Raw genomic sequence first — 16,856 nt, 5'->3', positions numbered from 1 at the left:
TTTGGAAGTATCTTCCGAACCTTTGCTCAGGATGACTGATGCGCCTTGCCTACATCAATCTGGTCACTTCAAATTTTAAAGGGCAATCGCATAGCATCCTTTCCAAAATCAACCTGCAAGCCAAAGTCGCGCGGAAACTTGAATTGCCTTTTGACTTTTACTGGCTTCCAAAAGAAACCAATGCTGAAGACGACCAATACACTTATTTAAATATCAAACCGGTTGGGGGAAACAGTCGGCTTGGAATCCGTTTCAACCAGGCCCGTGCTGTCAATAAATTAACAAATAAGTATGAACGGGTGATCTTAAGGTACCCTTTGGTGGATCCTTTACTGTTCCTTCTTATAAGAAACAAAGACAGGATAATTCTGGAACACCACACCAAGGAATTGGAAGAATTGCAAACTACTGGCGATGTCCGTCTGCAATTCGAAAAATGGCTGGGTGGTTGCTGGATAAAAAGCTTCAGGGCACTCATCGCTGTAACACCAGAGATACTGGAATACGAAATCAAACGCTCTAATTTTTCGGGGCCTACCCGGTTTTTTCCAAATTCCATTGACCTGGACTCTTACCAGAGTTTTGAAAGAATTCCTTCTTCAAAAGAAGAGATGCCAGTTCAGGTAGTGATGGTCTCGACCTACTTTTCGAAATGGCAGGGACTGGATATCCTTCTTGACCAGATTGAAGACAACACCGATTTACCTCCTTTTGAACTCCACCTGGCGGGTAAAATTGATCCGGATTCCCTTTTGCGTTGCAAACGCCAGGCACGAATCAAATATCACGAAACGCTGACAAGCGAACAGCTCTTTGAACTATATCAGTCAATGGATCTAGGGATCGGCAGCCTGGCTGTTACTAAGAAAGGTATGACTCAGGCCACGGCACTTAAAGTCAGAGAATACCTGGCAGCGGGCCTGCCTCTGGTGCTGAACTACGATGATCCGGCCATTCCAAAAGATTTCCCGTATGTGCTTTATCAGGAACAATTTAATTTCAGGGAAACATTGGAGTTTGCCAGACAACATCGAGCCACGCAGGGGAAAATTATTCGAGAAGCAGCCATTCCCCTCATCGATTCTAAAGTCGTCACCGGAAATCTTTATGAATTTTGCATCAACACTTAACCAGAGAATATTCAACTCATGTGCGGTGTCGTTGGTTTCCTGAATCAAAAATCAAATGGAAGCGATCCAGCCCAAATTCTGGAGTCGATGTGCCAGACTTTGCACCATCGTGGTCCCAATGACCGTGGACAATGGTTTGACCAGGATTCCGGCATACACCTGGGACACACCAGACTGTCTATTATCGACTTGTCGCCTATGGGACATCAACCGATGGTCTCTCATTCAGGTCGGTATGTCATCAGTTACAATGGAGAAATTTACAACTTTGCTGCACTAAAAGAGGAGCTGGATAATCATCCCGATACCTCCAAACGAGCACCTGAATGGAGGGGACATTCCGATACAGAAGTCATACTCAACTGTATAGAACAATGGGGATTGGAAAAGGCTCTCCAACGTTTTATTGGCATGTTCGCCTTCGCTCTCTGGGACCGGCAGGAACGCACACTACATCTGGTTCGTGACCGAATCGGAATCAAGCCCCTTTATTATGGCTGGCAAAACGATACTTTTATTTTTGGCTCCGAGCTTAAACCTTTTAAAAAACATCCCTCATTTAATGGAGAGATCGACCGGGAGGCCCTGCAGTTATACATGCTGTATGCCTTCATTCCGCCTCCCCATTCTATCTATCAAGATATTTCCAAGCTGCCACCGGGCCACCTTATTTCCATCAAGGCAACGTCCACGAAACAGACTCCCGACCCGGTGCCTTACTGGTCGGCGGAGCAGATCGCACAGGAAGGACTTTCCAATCCGTTTTCGGGAAGCGACCAGGAAGCCATCGAGGAATTGGATCAATTGCTTCGCGATTCCATACGCCTGCGCATGATCGCGGACGTTCCTCTCGGTGCTTTTTTATCCGGAGGCATTGACTCCTCCACAGTAGCGGCCATCATGCAGGCGGTAAGCTCATCACCTGTTAAAACTTTTTCTATAGGATTTGAAGAAAAAGATTATAACGAAGCGGAATACGCCCAGGCGGTAGCCCGGCACCTCAATACTGACCACACAGAATTGTATGTGACTCCCGGGCAGGCACGTGACGTAATTCCAAAAATGCCAACTCTATATGACGAACCGTTTTCAGACTCTTCTCAAATCCCTACCTTCCTGGTTTCTGAGCTCACTCAACGGTATGTAAAGGTGAGCCTTTCGGGCGACGGGGGTGATGAAGTATTCGGCGGGTATAACCGTTATTTGATGTCTCCCAAATTATGGAGACGCATGAACCTGTTTCCAGCAGCTCTCCGCGAGGCAGGCAGTCTGATTTGCACAGCTCTTTCCCCATCCCAATGGGATGCACTGTTCAGGATAATGGAACCTGTTCTTCCGGCCACATTGAAGCACAGTAACATCGGTGACAAAATCCATAAACTCGCCGAAGTTCTTCCGGCCCAATCCCGGCGGGAGTTATTTTTTCTTATGATCACTCATTGGAACAAAAAAGAAAAACTTGTGATGAATCATGCGAATCCAACGACCTCAAGCCCAGGATTTCCTGTGGCTTCTGAACTGGAAAATTATTCCCAGGACATGATGCTTCTGGATCTTCTTGGGTACCTGCCGGGTGACATCCTGACCAAGGTGGACCGGGCCAGCATGGGGGTCAGTCTGGAAGCGCGGATACCACTGGTGGATCATCGTGTGGTTGAGTTTGCATGGAGGCTGCCGCTTCACATGAAAATTCGACATGGAAAAAGCAAATGGCTTTTGCGTCAGGTACTCAGGCGTTACATTCCCGATTCGCTTATCGAGCGCCCCAAGATGGGATTCTCAATTCCACTGCATCAATGGTTGCGAGGCCCCTTGCGGGATTGGGCGGAGGACCTTCTCGATGCTAACCGCATGCGAGAGGAAGGATATTTAAATCCGGAGCCTGTTCAAAAAAAGTGGCAGGAGCATCTTTCCGGTAAATTTTCATGGCCGCATCACTTATGGGCCGTTCTTATGTTTCAGAGCTGGCTCCGTCAGAAATAGTCAACGAAACACTTCAAACAATTCAACTCATTTTTAAAAACATGTTACAGTGTCCCTCTAAAATCCATCTCAAACGAGAAATTTGAAATGAAAAACTGGTTCATGTTGACACTCGTCGGGAAAGACCGAGCCGGAATTGTCGCAGGAGTAACCCGGGCACTTTACGAAGGCGGCTGTAATCTTGGTGAAGCATCTATGGTACGGCTCGGCGGAATGTTTACCATTATGATGATGGTCGAATCCGATCATGACAGGGCTCACCTGGAATCGTTGACCCGACCGGCCGATGATTCTGCTGGATTACGGGTTCACATTGACCGGATTGAAGGAAGTCTGCACAACCACATCGAACCCAATTACCGGTTTACGGTGTACGGTGCCGATCAGGCGGGTATCGTGGCCGAGACCACTGAAGCTCTAGCGCGGCTGGGTCTTAACATCATCAACCTGGAATCCGATGTGGGTGGTACAAAAGAGAATCCGATTTACATCCTGCATATTGAAGGTCAAACCAAAAAGAAACATGAAAAAATTGAAAAAGCCCTGGATGAACTTTCCCAGCGAAAAAATATCGAAATCCGTATCACCCCGATCAACACATTGATAGGCTGATCATGGCTCAGCTGGAAATCCTCACCTTCCCCAACGAACGGTTGAAACAGGTATCCCAACCCGTGGAAGTGTTTGACGATGACCTGCGTTCCTTCCTGAAGGATCTCGAAGAAACAATGGACGGAGGTCCCTCATCGGTAGGAATCGCTGCGCCCCAAGTAGGGCGATTCGAACGTATCGTTCTCGTTGATGTTTCGGCCAAACCCAAGACGCCCAATCACGGTCGCCTGTTTTTGATTAACCCCAAAATCGTGACCGAACAGGGCCAGGTGGTTGGCCGCGAGGGTTGCCTTTCTGTACCGGACCTTACCGGCAATGTTTCCCGAGCGGAAACCATTGAACTGGAAGCCCAGGACGGAAATGGGAATCCATTAAATTTTAAGATGGAAGGTTTCGAAGCCCGAGCGGTTCAACACGAAATGGATCATCTGGATGGCCTGCTTTTTCTCGACCGGTTGGTCAGCCGCCGCGACCTCTTCCGTAGAAAAAAGTACAAATAGTTCTGGCCGAACAGGCCACGAAATACATTTTCCGGTAACTTCCCTGTCATTCTCAGCACAAAAAGTTCATCCAGCTAGTCTCTCCGTCACTGATGCTTGAAATATTGCTCCGGTTCCGCTAATCTCGTCTCTTTCTAATCCGAGGCGATACCCATGCTCCAGACCACCCTGATCGGCCATGCCTGTCTGCTCATCCAATCTCGCGAAACCACGGTACTGACCGATCCTGTCTGGTTCGATTATCTGTGGGAAGAGATCAACGTGTTGTGCCCCAGTATTGTGCTGGAAAAAGAAAAAATTCCTCCAGTCGATGTCCTCAATATTTCGCACCGGCATCAGGATCATTTTGATGTGCGTACACTCGCATACCTGCTCCAGGACAACGGCGTGCTTAAACCTGATGTCACCGTTCTCGCTCCCAACGACGACATTGTGCTCAAGGTGATGAGAGAACTTGGATTTGAAAACATTACGGTGGTTTCAGACTTTGAAACCATCCGTGTGAAGGATATTGAAATAACACCCACACCCTCAGGCAATCAGGAAAGCACAGCGCAGGATACATTTCCCGAACATGGCTTACTGGTCCACGACGGTGAAGTCACTCTGTGGAATCAGGTGGATTCGCTGGTCAATCCCAATACGATCGAGCGCATCAATCAGAAATACGGGCGGGTCGATCTGGCCCACGGCCGGTTTGTCCCTCTGCTCGAGGGAAATTTTTCCTATAACAAACCTTTTAATCTGCCCTTCAATGAATACTGCACATTTTTGAATATGGTCAAAGCCCTGCAACCGCGATTTGTTGTTCCCGGATCAGCCGCTTTCCGTTACCGTGATGAGTTTTCTTTTCTGAACCGGTACTCTTTTCCAACAACACAGGATCAGTACTTGCGGGACTTAAAAAACTTTTGCCCCGAGGTACCAGCAGGCCATTACAATCCTGGAGATGTTGCACACATCACAACCAGTGAAGTAAAAATCGAACATCAAAGCTCACCGTTCGTCCGGGTTCTTGAAGACGATAGCGAAAAATTGATCTTCAAACCTGTCATGGAAGTGGCACCTATGCGCACTCGAACGAAAGACTCCAAAGAATGTGATGAAGAAATGTTGCGGGTCCGGGAGTTCGTAGAAAACCGGTTCCTGGTAAAATTGACCCAAAGTGAATTACTGGAAGCCTGGCAACACTGGAATGTCGTTTACCAGCTTGAAGTTTTTGGGAAAGAAGGCTCGGAAATCTGGAGTATCGACTTTGAAGAAAACCCGGTACGTGTTCAAAATTCCTGCCTCGGCAAAATAAACCTTTATGAAGGCATAGCGGCATCTGAACTGGATGCGCTGGTACGAGGCGAAACTTCCTGGGATTTTGTGGCTTTGTGCGGTAACTACCGGACCTTCAACAATATCTACCGTGTCACCAATGGAAACTTTGAATACTTTCCCAGCGAAAAACTCGATGTAGCCCTCGAGCCCCTCATGGTAGCCTTCCCTTGGAACAGCGAAATGGATCTCGATAAATTCATGCGTGATGTTCGCCGTTGGAAAGGAGTTCCCCAAAGCTAAGGGGACCACCCTTATCCAATTAAAGAATGATCATGCTCACATTCGGCGAGTAGGGAAACGTTTTCACAGAATAATTTGATATTTTCAACTCTTCGAGAACAGATTCCGTCATCCCAGGGTAGATGGCGTTGTTCAAGGTTAAAGGAACAATAACACTACCCTTCGGCATTCTGGGCACAAAGGCTTTTAACGCGGCCAGAGTGGGTTCATATAGATTGACGGTGAGGGAAAGAACACGCACCACCAGATGGCGGTTTTTTTCCACATATTCTTTTGCCGTCTGACGCAGATCCCCCTTCACCAACTCAACTTTGGGAATATGGGAAACGGGTCGGTCCTTATCAAAAATATCGATACACTCCTTGAGATCATCCAAGCTGTCTGAAAAATATCCGCCCTCTTTTTTATGGGGTCCGGAAGCATCGGATTCATCCTTTGCTGACATTCCGACGTTGCCTTCAAATGTATCGAAACCTATCACCTTGGCTGGATAGTTATATGGCTCGAAAGCCGCCAGGAGCTTGGCCCACGTCATCAACCCATTCCCATGAAACACACCGCATTCGATAAAGGATCCGGCCACATCCCGGGTCTGATTGAAAATTTCATAATAGGTGATGAGTTTGGCCAGGTTCTGACGAGACATGAACTTCATGAAATTGTTGACGCATTCTTCCGGCTGCTCGGCTGCTTTTTTAAAATAGTTCAGTCGCCGAAAAGCAACATCTTCCTGATCAGAAGAATTGTATTCTGAACCCATCTTGGATTGAGCAGTCATTTCCTATCCTTTCGAAGGTCTTCATTTTGAGGTTCATAGCAGGTCTACCTGAACACATAATCTCGGAGATTCTTTACTCACTATTCTATTAGGAGTCCTCAACCAGAGAAAGTCCATTATTTTTACTCACACTTTGTTTTTGTTTTAAATCTTCAGTCAGGTCATTTCAGCCTGGCCACACGGCTTCAATCAGGTTCACCTTTTAACGACTGCTTCCATCACCCGCCTTCGATAGAGAACCATCAGAATAAATATCACACCCGCAACGGATAATGTCGCCGGAAATAGTGTCGTGGTTAAAGAAAAATGTTGAAGCGCGGCAATCGAAACCACATTTCGAAGTGTGATGAGAACAAAAAAGAGCAACTGCTCTTCATCGGGTCGGGCGTATGCTTTTTTAAAGGTAGGACCGAAACCCAGCAAATCTACGGCCGTTAAAATCACCACCGCCCACAGAGGGTCCGATGTCAAATACCAGAATGGAAGAGAGGACATCGCAGAAATAAAAAAAAACCAGTCGATGGATGTGATCTGGTTATCCGTCTTTTTGGTATACGCCAAACACGCAACATAAATTGTTATTAAACCGGACACGCCAATCGGCCAGGCTCCCGCGCCCCCTTTCCCTGCCAACTGGGCGAGAAAAACAACAAACGTACTGGAACCCCATATGACCCAGGAAAAAACATGGGGTTTTGTCTGGCCATTTCTTATGGACTGAATATAAGGAAAGAAAGCGAACAGTGTCAGTCCAATTGCAATCGCACTTAAATAATATTGAAAACCCACCTGAAAACCTTTATCTGTTTCGAACCACTAAAGGAAAATCATTCTAGTGCCTGGGGCTGTGGATACAAAACATTTTCGAAAGGAAGGAAGACGAATCAGGTTTGTGAGCACTCGAACAACTGGCTAAAAACAAAGGGGAAAGAAACCCCAGCCTCATAAATCCAGCAATAAATTTTTTCATATTTTTTCCATACATAAAAAGGGTTAGGTTTCACTTTCCTTTTCATGTCGTCTTAACCATACAATTCTTACAGCAAATACTCTGTTCTCTGGACCAATCATCCTGGCAACACAGAATGATTAACCTGAGGTAGCTGGAAAGATATTATTTCACCATGGACTTCTTATATAAAGAGCCCGTCTTCGTTGCAAAAAATGACTTCAGTGCAATGTCCTCCTGTTTTAAAAATCCTTTTTTGGGAACCGCGCCCGTGGCAACCAACTCGACCACCGCCGAAACGGAAGCCGCTGTAGTCCAGGCGATGGCGCGCCAGGGTTTTCCATCAATATCAATCGGGAAATAACGTTCCACAAATTCCTCGCGGAACAATTGTCCGTCCTTAACCCCTTCCACCGCAGCGTGAACCACGACCATATCTTCTTCAACGGGTGGTTTGGCATTGACCAGTATTTTTCCTGCACGTTCGCGATCTTCATTCATTAATAATTCGTCAAAGAAAAAACGCATGAGTTTACAGTGTCCAGGGTAGCGAATAGTTTTATAATTCAGGTTCTCGACCTTTCCCTGGAACGTTTCGCACATGGAGCCCAATCCACCCGATGTCGTGAATGCTTCAAAAGGAACTCCGTCGATGACAATTGTCTCCAACGCCTCCATAGGTGGTACTTCATCGCGCTGACCTTTTCGGATAACTTCACACGGGTTCAAATACTCATTCACCACACCCTCCGGCGACCAGTTGAAAGCATAGCCAAGTAATCCGCGCGGATGCTGGGGAAGCGCTCCGACACGCAATTCGATACTACGCAGTTTCTCAAAACGCCTGGCGAGGTCTGTCCCCACAATGGCGATAAACCCTGGAGCCAGGCCACACTGGGGGGCCATTACTCCTTTTGCCGTGGCGGCCATCTCCCTGATAGCCTGGGTTGTCGGCACATCCTCGGTTAAATCAAAATAATGCCGATCCAGTTTATGAGCGGTAGTTGCTACCGCAAGGTTCAGGTGATAGGGCAAGCACGTGACCACCGCGTCATGCGACTTGATTAAAGAATCCAGTATATGACGATCTGAAATATCACCCTGCAATGTCTCAAACACCACTCCTTCGTGAGACTTACTATCAAACCCCGTTACCTTGAAACCATTCCCATGAAGAAGTGAAGCTACCAGGAGCCCAACCTTCCCAAGCCCTATAACAAGAACCGATTCAATTATTTTTGACATTGGAAAAAGTCTCCCCGCAAAAAACCGATCAATTAAATATGCCCGATTTGGCTAAAAATAATTAGCATCGCACAATATTTTTCCATTTATATTTTCTCACGTTTAACCCGATTCAATCTCTTGATAAAAAGCAGGAAAATCCGGTGTAAATCGTCTCCCAAAGACTGACTAACGTATTCAACTACTCCGATTAATAGAAAAATTTACAGTACAGGTAATTTAATCTTTAACTCTATATTCTCATTTTTCCCTTAACAATGCTATTTTCAAGGGCGATTCCTTGGCTATCAAAATCAGTTCCGCAACCCAAACAGAAACCCCCCTGATTATAGAAACTTTTATGGGAAAATTTACCAAATCCAATAACAAATCCTACTACAAACCATCGATTTCCCTGGGGTAATTATTTTTTGCTATTTAAAAATCAATAATTCAAAGGTTTTAAAAAATTTACATAATTTCTTATCACTTTCACATCAAACCCTGTTTGGTTTTTATATCTGTTTTGATATATTTTTAAGAGTTGCCCGCCGACATTTATTGGAAAAATAAATAAAGAAAAAGTTTCACCAATTTTGTTCGTTGGTTTGCCAATATTAAATAATTCATTTCAAGGAGATGTAATTTTATGGCGAAGCGAAAAGTCCCCACAAAACAGACAAAGCCCCCCGCAAAAAAAGTGACCACCCGGACCATAACAAGAAAACCCACCCTGAGTGATACAAAACAAACCACATTACAAATTGATCTTGGTGACCGTACCGATTTCAAAGAACCAATGGGTGCCTATCTTTTTGATTCGGCCGGTAACCTTGTTGAACGAGCCGCGGTCAGGTCTAACCGGGCGACTTTAAAAAGCTCTTCCCGAACCATCGCCCATAGCAGATTATTCATCGCTCCAGAATCAAAAGAGATGGAAAATGAACTCCGCCCTTCCATCCAGAGAATGGAAAGAATCGGTGCTTTTGAACCTGTTATCTCAGTCGGTGGTATCCTGAACGAAAGAATTCGAATTCCAGGGCATATTATCGACCAGTGGTTCCTTTGCCTGTGCTGGGTTCGCGGCAGAGTGATTAAATCGGACAGCGGCATGCCAATCTGCGGAGCCCGAATCCATGTCTGCGAAGTAGACAAACTATTCTGGTGGATTCAAAAACTACCCGAAATTGACATCCATCGTCTGAGAGATGACATCCTGGAGGAAATCCGGAAGCCCCGGATTCCAAGACCTCCGCGTCCTATTCCGGATCCTCCACCCTTTGCACCCCGTTTCGACGAGATCGGATTTAATCCGCAACCAGATCCTCCCAGCCCACTACAAATTCAAACCAATGTCACCAACAGGCTGAGTGAGGTTGCCTTTAATCCTCAACCTGAACCACCGTCTCCAGAAGCTTTCGAGAATATTCAACTCCGCAGCCTGCAAGCCAATCTCACCTCTTCCTCAACCCACCTGGTGAGAGAGACTCTTGCTTCGAATATTCGTCTCCTGATTCCTTACCTGTGCCTGTGGCCAAGATGGTGGCGCTTCCGTTGCGATGAGGTCCTCGTTCTCGAAACGGATAACCTGGGACGCTTCTCAGGAACCATCCTCTACCCCTGCAACGGCGACAAGCCTGATCTTTATTTCTGGGTGGAATACGAAATCGATGGTTCATGGGAAACAGTTTACAAACCACCGATTCCATGCAACACCTACTGGGATTACAAGTGCGGAGCCGAGGTGACCATACGTGTCAACGACGACCGGGTACCGGGCTGCGACGAAGAACCGGATCTCGCAGGTTGCGTGGTGCAGGTTCTTTCCATTGGACGCAAGATCAGCATGTCCGAGATCCTTGGGCCAGGCGCGTCTGCAGGCGAGGAAGGTCTCAACGTCGATACAGTGCAGCGCCCCTTCGGTGGTAAGCTCGAACCGCGTTTGTGGTTCAGTCGATCCAAACTGCGAGATGATAAAAATATCAAGTACTACAAATGGTCTTACCGGAAACTGACCGAAGGAGATGGGACCCCCCTGACCCCGCCAGGTGACTGGACACCGCTCAAGCGAGCAGTCGTCCGTCATTACGCCAAACCCGCTTCGGGCGGTGGTGTTTCGCACGTACCTTACCCACTGGGGCCGCAACCCGTTGGCATTCAAACGGATCTTTATGAAATCAAACCCACCACCCTGCCGCCAGGCGGAATCGAGTGGACTGTGGTTGATGAACGTGAAGATCTCGCTTCGGGTCATTTTGAAACCCAAAAACTGGGTAGCGCAACAGACCCTCAACGGGCGTTCAATACCGCCGGAAAATATGAATTGAAGCTGGAACTGTTCAAGGGCACCGGTGCACTGGTCGACTGGACGGCAGAGGGCATCGACCTGCAGGTCACAGACGTCCCCGCGCCGTTCGGAACGGGAACCGTCACGGCAACCACAGCTGGAAACTATAACCGCATCCTGCATCCGGTTTCAGGGCATACCCTGGCGTTCAGGATGGTTCTTCGCGTTGATAATAATGCCTGCGAAGCGAGCGTGGAACCGGTTTCCGGTACAGGCCTTACCGTCACACCTTGCGGATTCATCGAGTTTGGTCCGGGCGCGACCACCCAGTTGCATTTCAAAGCCAGCCATCCAAACAACTTTGCTGACTTTGATTTCAATCTGAGACGTGCCGTTTCCAATCACGTTGCCCTGGCCAGCACCAACGGTCGGGTGGGGTCCTCGCCTGTCACAACAGACGATCTCTCGCATTCGTACACATTGACTGCACCGAGTGATTACCGCGAAACGTTTACGGTTCTGGAATTACTCGGGCCCTGCTCACGTGCGGCTTTTACAGAAACCCTGCACGTTTGGTCTCGCGCAGTTGATGGTTACAACCGCTTGAGCAATCTCGACCGACACGGCGTTGACGGGTTTGCACTCACTCAACCGTGCCCGGAATGCTAGATAACAGGAAAATACTCCTTAAAGCCAGGGAGTATAACCACTGCTAGGCACTCAAGGAAATCCCCGTCTCATTTGAGGCGGGGATTTTTTTTGCCCGTTTGCTTAATTCCAAATGAATATTAAGGCAAGATGAAGACGACCCTTGTTGCAGTACCGGTATTGCCTGCCAGATCTGTTGCCGTGTAAGTGACTTCAATGACGTTCGGTGAAACCTGATTGAACTCTCCGGATACAGCAAGAACCCCGTCGACATTATCCAGTGCCGTAGCCCAGGGGTCGTTGTAGGGTTGACCGGATTGCAAGATGACCGGGTTGGCCCCATTGAGCGTAATCACCGGCGGCAACGTATCGTTTACCGTGACCGTGCGCGTCGCCGTAGCTGAGTTCCCGAAAAAATCGGTTGCTGTGTAGGTGAGCACATAAGTTCCCGTCTGTGGACCCTGTGGGGTAACTGTTACGGGCACTGTACCTTGAACGGAATCGGTGGCAGTGAAGCCCGGTTCAACGAAGGGCACGTTATTGTACACAGCAGGATTGGGCCCCAGAAGGGTCAATGTGGGAGGTGTTGTGTCTAAAAAGTTTACAACCCGGGTAGCCGAGGCAGTGTTCCCGGCGGCATCGGTGGCGGTGTAAATGACGTTGAATTGATTTGGACTTATTTGATTTGTGGTGAGTGTTACAGGAAGCACACCGTCTACGTTGTCGACCGCATTTGCCCAGGGATCCACATAGGCTGTTCCAATTTCATAATTTAATGGATTGGCACCGTTTATAGAAATCGCTGGCGGAATGGTATCGTTTATTGTGACCGTACGGGTTGCCGTTGCTGAGTTCCCGGAAAAATCGGTTGCTGTATAAGTGAGAACAAACGTGCCGGTTTGAGGACCAGACGGTGTGACTGTCACGGGCACGGTACCTTGTACTGTATCCACTGCGGTGAACCCTGGCTCAACAAAAGGAACGTTATTGAACACTGCCGGATTAGGCCCTTGCAGGGTTAGTGTCGGAGGAGTGGTGTCGACAAAATTTATGATCCGGGTGGCAGACGTTGAATTGCCGCTGATGTCTGTTGCGGTATAGACCACCTCAAAAGACCCTGGGCCCAGTTCATTGAACACCGCCGTTACCGGGACCGGACCATCGTGAATATCAGTAGCAATGGCCCAGGGATCGACAAAAGGGGTTCCCAGTTCGTGGGCAAGTGGATTTGGCCCATTGAGCGTCAACACAGGAATGGTGGTATCGACGATTGTTACATTCTGGATTTCCGTTGAAGTATTTCCTGCCTGATCAATTGCCGTCCAGGTGATTCCTATGGTGCCAAGAACAAATTGCCCGGGACTGTTACTGAACAAATGGATAAATTCCGGAGCAGAAAAATCATCGGTTACGGTCGCAGTTCCTATATCCAGAAATGTTACAGGACCTGTTGCCTCCTGCGTGATATCCGGCGGTGTGGTGATCACGGGTGGCGTTGTGTCTGTATCTCCGATTTTTGATACGAGCACATCGGATATTCCACTTCGACTTTCAATGGGAAACACGACATCATAATCCAGCGAGGTCGTCCAACCAGCGATGTAGGCATCGTCATTGGAGTCGATGGCAATCGCAAATGCCCGATCGTTTCCATCTCCCCCGAGATAAGTGGAGTATGACCGGGTGGGCCCCGAAGGAGAATCGTTCAGCTTCACGATGAAAACATCGGTTCCGGCACTGTCTCCTTCTATTTCGTTAACCAGATCGAAATCATTCGAAAGCGTATAACCTGCTATAAAGGCATTACCGGAGGGATCGATTGCAATAGACTGTGCAAAGTCAGCAGCACCCCCTCCCAGGTAAGTCGACCAGGCAATTGCGGGAGATCCGGCAATTTCCTGCAGCTTGAACACGTAGGCATCCCAGGTGCCATCTCCGCTGTCCCCTTCAATGGGATTGACCAATTCCAGGTTGGTAGAAGTTGTGTAGCCGGTGACATAAGCCCCGCCAGTCGCATCAACTGCAATACCAGACATTTCCTCTGCACCACTGCCACCAAGATATGTCGAATAAGCAAGGTTCAATACGCCCGCATTTTCTTCCAGTTTGAAAACAAAAAAATCAGAACTGAGATCCGGTGTGTCAAGGGTATTGACTGTATCAAAGTCCGGGGAAAAAGTACGCCCCGCAACATAGGCATCACCGGAAGGGTTTACCGCAATAGCATAGGCTTCATCGTTAAAACTGCCGCCAAGGTAGGTGGAATAAATAAGAGAGGGGCCTGTCGGTGTTTCTTCCAGCTTGAATACAAAGGCATCATTAAGACCGCTGTCTCCTTCCAATGCATTTAAGGTGTCAAAATCTCCCGATTGAGTCCAGCCGGCGACATATATACCACCCTGGGGATCAAGCGCCAGGCTTTCAGCTTGATCCAGACCGCTTCCTCCAAGGTAGGTGGAAAAATCAAGGCTGGGGACGCCGGCATTTTCTGAAATTTTCAGAACAAAAACATCGCGTCCCCCACTATCACCCTCTATGGGGTTCACTGTATTGAAATCGTTGGAGTCGGTCCACCCCGCAACAAACACATTGCCGGAAGAATCAACCGCAATGCTCTCCCCCTGTTCAAAACTGCTTCCTCCCAGATAGGTCGAATACACGAGATTCATTCCAAAGGGTGCGGTTTCCAGTTTGAAAACAAAAATATCCAGTTCGACATCATCGCCTTCAATCTCGTTTAACGTGTCAAAGTCCATGGAGCGGGTACTCCCGGTAACATAAACATCGTCATCCGGACCCACGGCAATCGAATAAGCTTCATCACTGCTTCCCCCTCCGAGGTAGGTTGAAAACTTTAGAATCGGGTCGATCACTAATTCGTGATCTCGATCAAAATTGGCAACCTGGAAAGTCACCCGGTTTTGTGACTCAAGGGCATAGCGGCTGGCAACGGTTTTCTTTTCGTCATTGATAACCTGGTAAGCCAGCGGTGCACGCTGAATAACTTTACCTGAGGGGGTGTTGAGTATCAGGTCACCTTGTTCATTCAGAGACAGGGCATCCGCACCCTTGAACTCCAGAATAATTTCGTTGGGGTCACTGCCGGGCTTTACAATGAAGTCATACTCCAACTCACCCTGGTTGCCGTAATACACCAGGTCAATTCCGGGATAAACTTCTTGAAAATGGACCTTTTCATAGTGAGGAATCTCCCGATGCCAGTTATCTTTTTTATTTCCAACAAAATAATGGCTGGCACTTTTAAGCTTTTCTTTACCCGTGATATGAGGAGAGGGATTCGCACCCGCCATACGCATCCGGATCACAGAGGTTTCAAATTGTCCCAGATCTCTTCCTTTAAAACCTTCTCTCAATCCCGACGGGTCCTTTTGATCCTTCCGCTTACTCAGCACCATCACCGATTCAGCCGGGGTCAGGAAAAAACTGTAGCCACGGCCACGCGAAAAAAACCGGACCTCTTCCGCTGTCTGGCCCAGGTTCTTTTCAAATCTTAAGGGCTGGCTGTAAAAAGATTTAGCGATCTCAAGTTTGGTAGAGTCATTTTTTGCCAAATCTTTTTTTTCTGTCGCAGCAAAAGAAAGATCAAAATGTAAGACCGCACTCAAAACCAAAAACAAGCAGGCAAGATTTTTCTGCACCGTTACATTCCCTCCAGGATTTATTTTTAGACAAAGAAAACCAATTCTCTAATCAGTCTAAATTTCGATTTGGGAGAGCACAATGCGAAACTGGAAGAACAGCCAAACAATTTTTCAGTAAAAAATTTTTCTTTGTATTTGGCCTGATAAGCGCATTAAATAGCCTTACAAGGGGGTAGGAGGTATTATTATGAAACCATCGAATAGCTTGTAGATCAAATCAATGACTGAAATTTTTTAAATATTTTCAGCATTTGAAATACAAAATTTTGCCACTTATTTTTAAATTAAATAATAAAATCCGGATTCGTTTATAGCGTATTTAATTTTTGAAAATTAAATTTTAAAACACAAAAGCTTTCTTGCTTTAACATCAAAACTCAATTCCAAAAGCCATCATCAGTTTTTTAATTATTTTGAATTGCAGGGCTCCGATGGTGCTGGCGAGTCCTCCGAGAATAAGAGACATTGCCAGAAATAAAAATGCTTTGGTCCTGTCGATTTTGATCTGGACCAGATCGGCAAGAAAACCAAGACCCATCAATCCGAAAAACAGAACATTCTGCACCATCCAGATCGCTTCTTCGCCTTCAAGAGGTTCGGACCGTTCGCCCGGAAAACGATATTCGTCAATGAAGCAGGTCAGGTAAAGGGCGGCCATAAATAGAGCCCACATCAGTTTGATGAACTGTAACGTCTCCTCGAGCTTTTCATTTCCTTCCATCAGAACCCAACCTCTCCAAGCATTCAAATATACTGAAAAATCCTGTGATATAATAAAGCATCAAAACTACAATACCAGCCCGCATCAAACTGCGGCATCTTTTAAATCCAAAAAATCATTCCCTATTATAGAGGAAAGGAAGCACGCAATGGCTATTCGATTAGGCGACACGGCACCTGACTTTACCGCCGAGACCACTGAAGGAACAATCAAATTCCATGAATGGCTTGGTGACGGATGGGGCGTGCTGTTCTCGCATCCCAAAGATTACACCCCGGTATGCACCACCGAACTCGGACGCGTGGCCAATTTGAAAGGTGAATTTGAAAAACGCAACGTCAAAGTCATCGCCATCAGCGTAGATGATGTGGAAAGCCACAAAGGGTGGATCGGGGATATCAATGAAACACAGTCCTGCACTGTGGGTTATCCAATCATTGCTGACCCGGAACGCAAGGTTTCGCAGCTTTATGACATGATTCATCCGAATGCTTTGGACAATATGACGGTCCGTTCGGTGTTCATCATCGGTCCTGACAAAAAAGTCAAACTGACACTCACTTACCCAGCTTCCACAGGAAGGAATTTCGACGAACTGCTTCGCGTTATCGATTCTCTGCAGTTGACCGCTAATTACCAGGTAGCAACTCCGGCCGACTGGAAGCATGGTGACGATTGCGTGGTAGTACCGGCAATCAAAACTGAAGATATTCCAGCGAAATTTCCAAAAGGGCATAAAGAGGTCAAACCTTACCTCAGGATGACACCTCAACCCAATATTTAGTTGATGGTTCTA

Annotated in this window: 12 protein-coding genes; 7 read left to right on the top strand and 5 right to left on the bottom strand. The window is 47.2% G+C overall.

Annotated elements, in window-relative coordinates; genetic code table 11:
• Window positions 1–38 precede the first annotated feature (38 nt).
• The 5 genes from G3M70_09840 (at window position 39) to G3M70_09820 (ending at window position 5,791) form a co-directional block, all read left to right on the top strand.
• Window positions 39–1,130: a glycosyltransferase family 4 protein gene (locus G3M70_09840; protein QPJ62154.1), complete on the top strand. Its 1,092-nt coding sequence runs from the start codon at window positions 39–41 to the stop codon at window positions 1,128–1,130.
• Window positions 1,131–1,148: 18 nt separating this feature from the next.
• The gene (gene asnB / locus G3M70_09835; GenBank protein ID QPJ62153.1) at window positions 1,149–3,113 is read left to right on the top strand and encodes an asparagine synthase (glutamine-hydrolyzing); all 1,965 of its coding nucleotides are present in this window, start codon (window positions 1,149–1,151) and stop codon (window positions 3,111–3,113) included.
• A gap of 87 nt (window positions 3,114–3,200) precedes the next feature.
• Window positions 3,201–3,725, top strand: coding sequence for an amino acid-binding protein (locus tag G3M70_09830; protein QPJ62152.1), 525 nt, complete (start codon window positions 3,201–3,203; stop codon window positions 3,723–3,725).
• Between the two features lie 2 nt (window positions 3,726–3,727).
• Window positions 3,728–4,225 carry a peptide deformylase gene (gene def / locus G3M70_09825; protein QPJ62151.1) on the top strand — a complete coding sequence of 166 codons (498 nt, stop codon included), beginning with the start codon at window positions 3,728–3,730 and terminating at the stop codon, window positions 4,223–4,225.
• A gap of 153 nt (window positions 4,226–4,378) precedes the next feature.
• A complete protein-coding gene (locus G3M70_09820; GenBank protein ID QPJ62150.1) occupies window positions 4,379–5,791 on the top strand; it encodes an MBL fold metallo-hydrolase in 1,413 nt (470 codons plus the stop codon).
• A 19-nt stretch (window positions 5,792–5,810) separates the two neighbouring features.
• On the opposite strand, the gene G3M70_09815 is transcribed toward G3M70_09820, so the two are convergent.
• From G3M70_09815 to G3M70_09805, 3 genes are all read right to left on the bottom strand, one after another.
• Window positions 5,811–6,569, bottom strand: coding sequence for a class I SAM-dependent methyltransferase (locus G3M70_09815; GenBank protein ID QPJ62149.1), 759 nt, complete (start codon window positions 6,567–6,569; stop codon window positions 5,811–5,813).
• Between the two features lie 195 nt (window positions 6,570–6,764).
• The gene (locus tag G3M70_09810) at window positions 6,765–7,358 is read right to left on the bottom strand and encodes a hypothetical protein (GenBank protein ID QPJ62148.1); all 594 of its coding nucleotides are present in this window, start codon (window positions 7,356–7,358) and stop codon (window positions 6,765–6,767) included.
• 325 nt (window positions 7,359–7,683) lie between these two features.
• Window positions 7,684–8,763, bottom strand: coding sequence for an L-lysine dehydrogenase (locus tag G3M70_09805; GenBank protein QPJ62147.1), 1,080 nt, complete (start codon window positions 8,761–8,763; stop codon window positions 7,684–7,686).
• A gap of 628 nt (window positions 8,764–9,391) precedes the next feature.
• On the opposite strand from G3M70_09805, the gene G3M70_09800 reads away from it, so the two are divergent.
• Window positions 9,392–11,698: a hypothetical protein gene (locus G3M70_09800; GenBank protein ID QPJ62146.1), complete on the top strand. Its 2,307-nt coding sequence runs from the start codon at window positions 9,392–9,394 to the stop codon at window positions 11,696–11,698.
• Window positions 11,699–11,817: 119 nt separating this feature from the next.
• Here G3M70_09800 and G3M70_09795 read toward each other — a convergent pair whose 3' ends face one another.
• Window positions 11,818–15,249, bottom strand: a complete 3,432-nt coding sequence (locus G3M70_09795) for a DUF5011 domain-containing protein (protein ID QPJ62145.1) — start codon at window positions 15,247–15,249, stop codon at window positions 11,818–11,820.
• Window positions 15,250–15,709: 460 nt separating this feature from the next.
• Window positions 15,710–16,060 (bottom strand): hypothetical protein, encoded by a 351-nt coding sequence (locus G3M70_09790; protein ID QPJ62144.1) that lies wholly within the window; start codon window positions 16,058–16,060, stop codon window positions 15,710–15,712.
• A gap of 148 nt (window positions 16,061–16,208) precedes the next feature.
• Here G3M70_09790 and G3M70_09785 point away from each other — a divergent pair, with 148 nt between their 5' ends.
• A complete protein-coding gene (locus tag G3M70_09785) occupies window positions 16,209–16,844 on the top strand; it encodes a peroxiredoxin (protein ID QPJ62143.1) in 636 nt (211 codons plus the stop codon).
• The last annotated feature ends 12 nt before the right edge of the window (window positions 16,845–16,856 follow it).

Source organism: Candidatus Nitronauta litoralis (assembly GCA_015698285.1).
GTDB lineage: Bacteria > Nitrospinota > Nitrospinia > Nitrospinales > Nitrospinaceae > Nitronauta > Nitronauta litoralis.
This window is presented reverse-complemented; position numbering and strand designations above follow the sequence as displayed.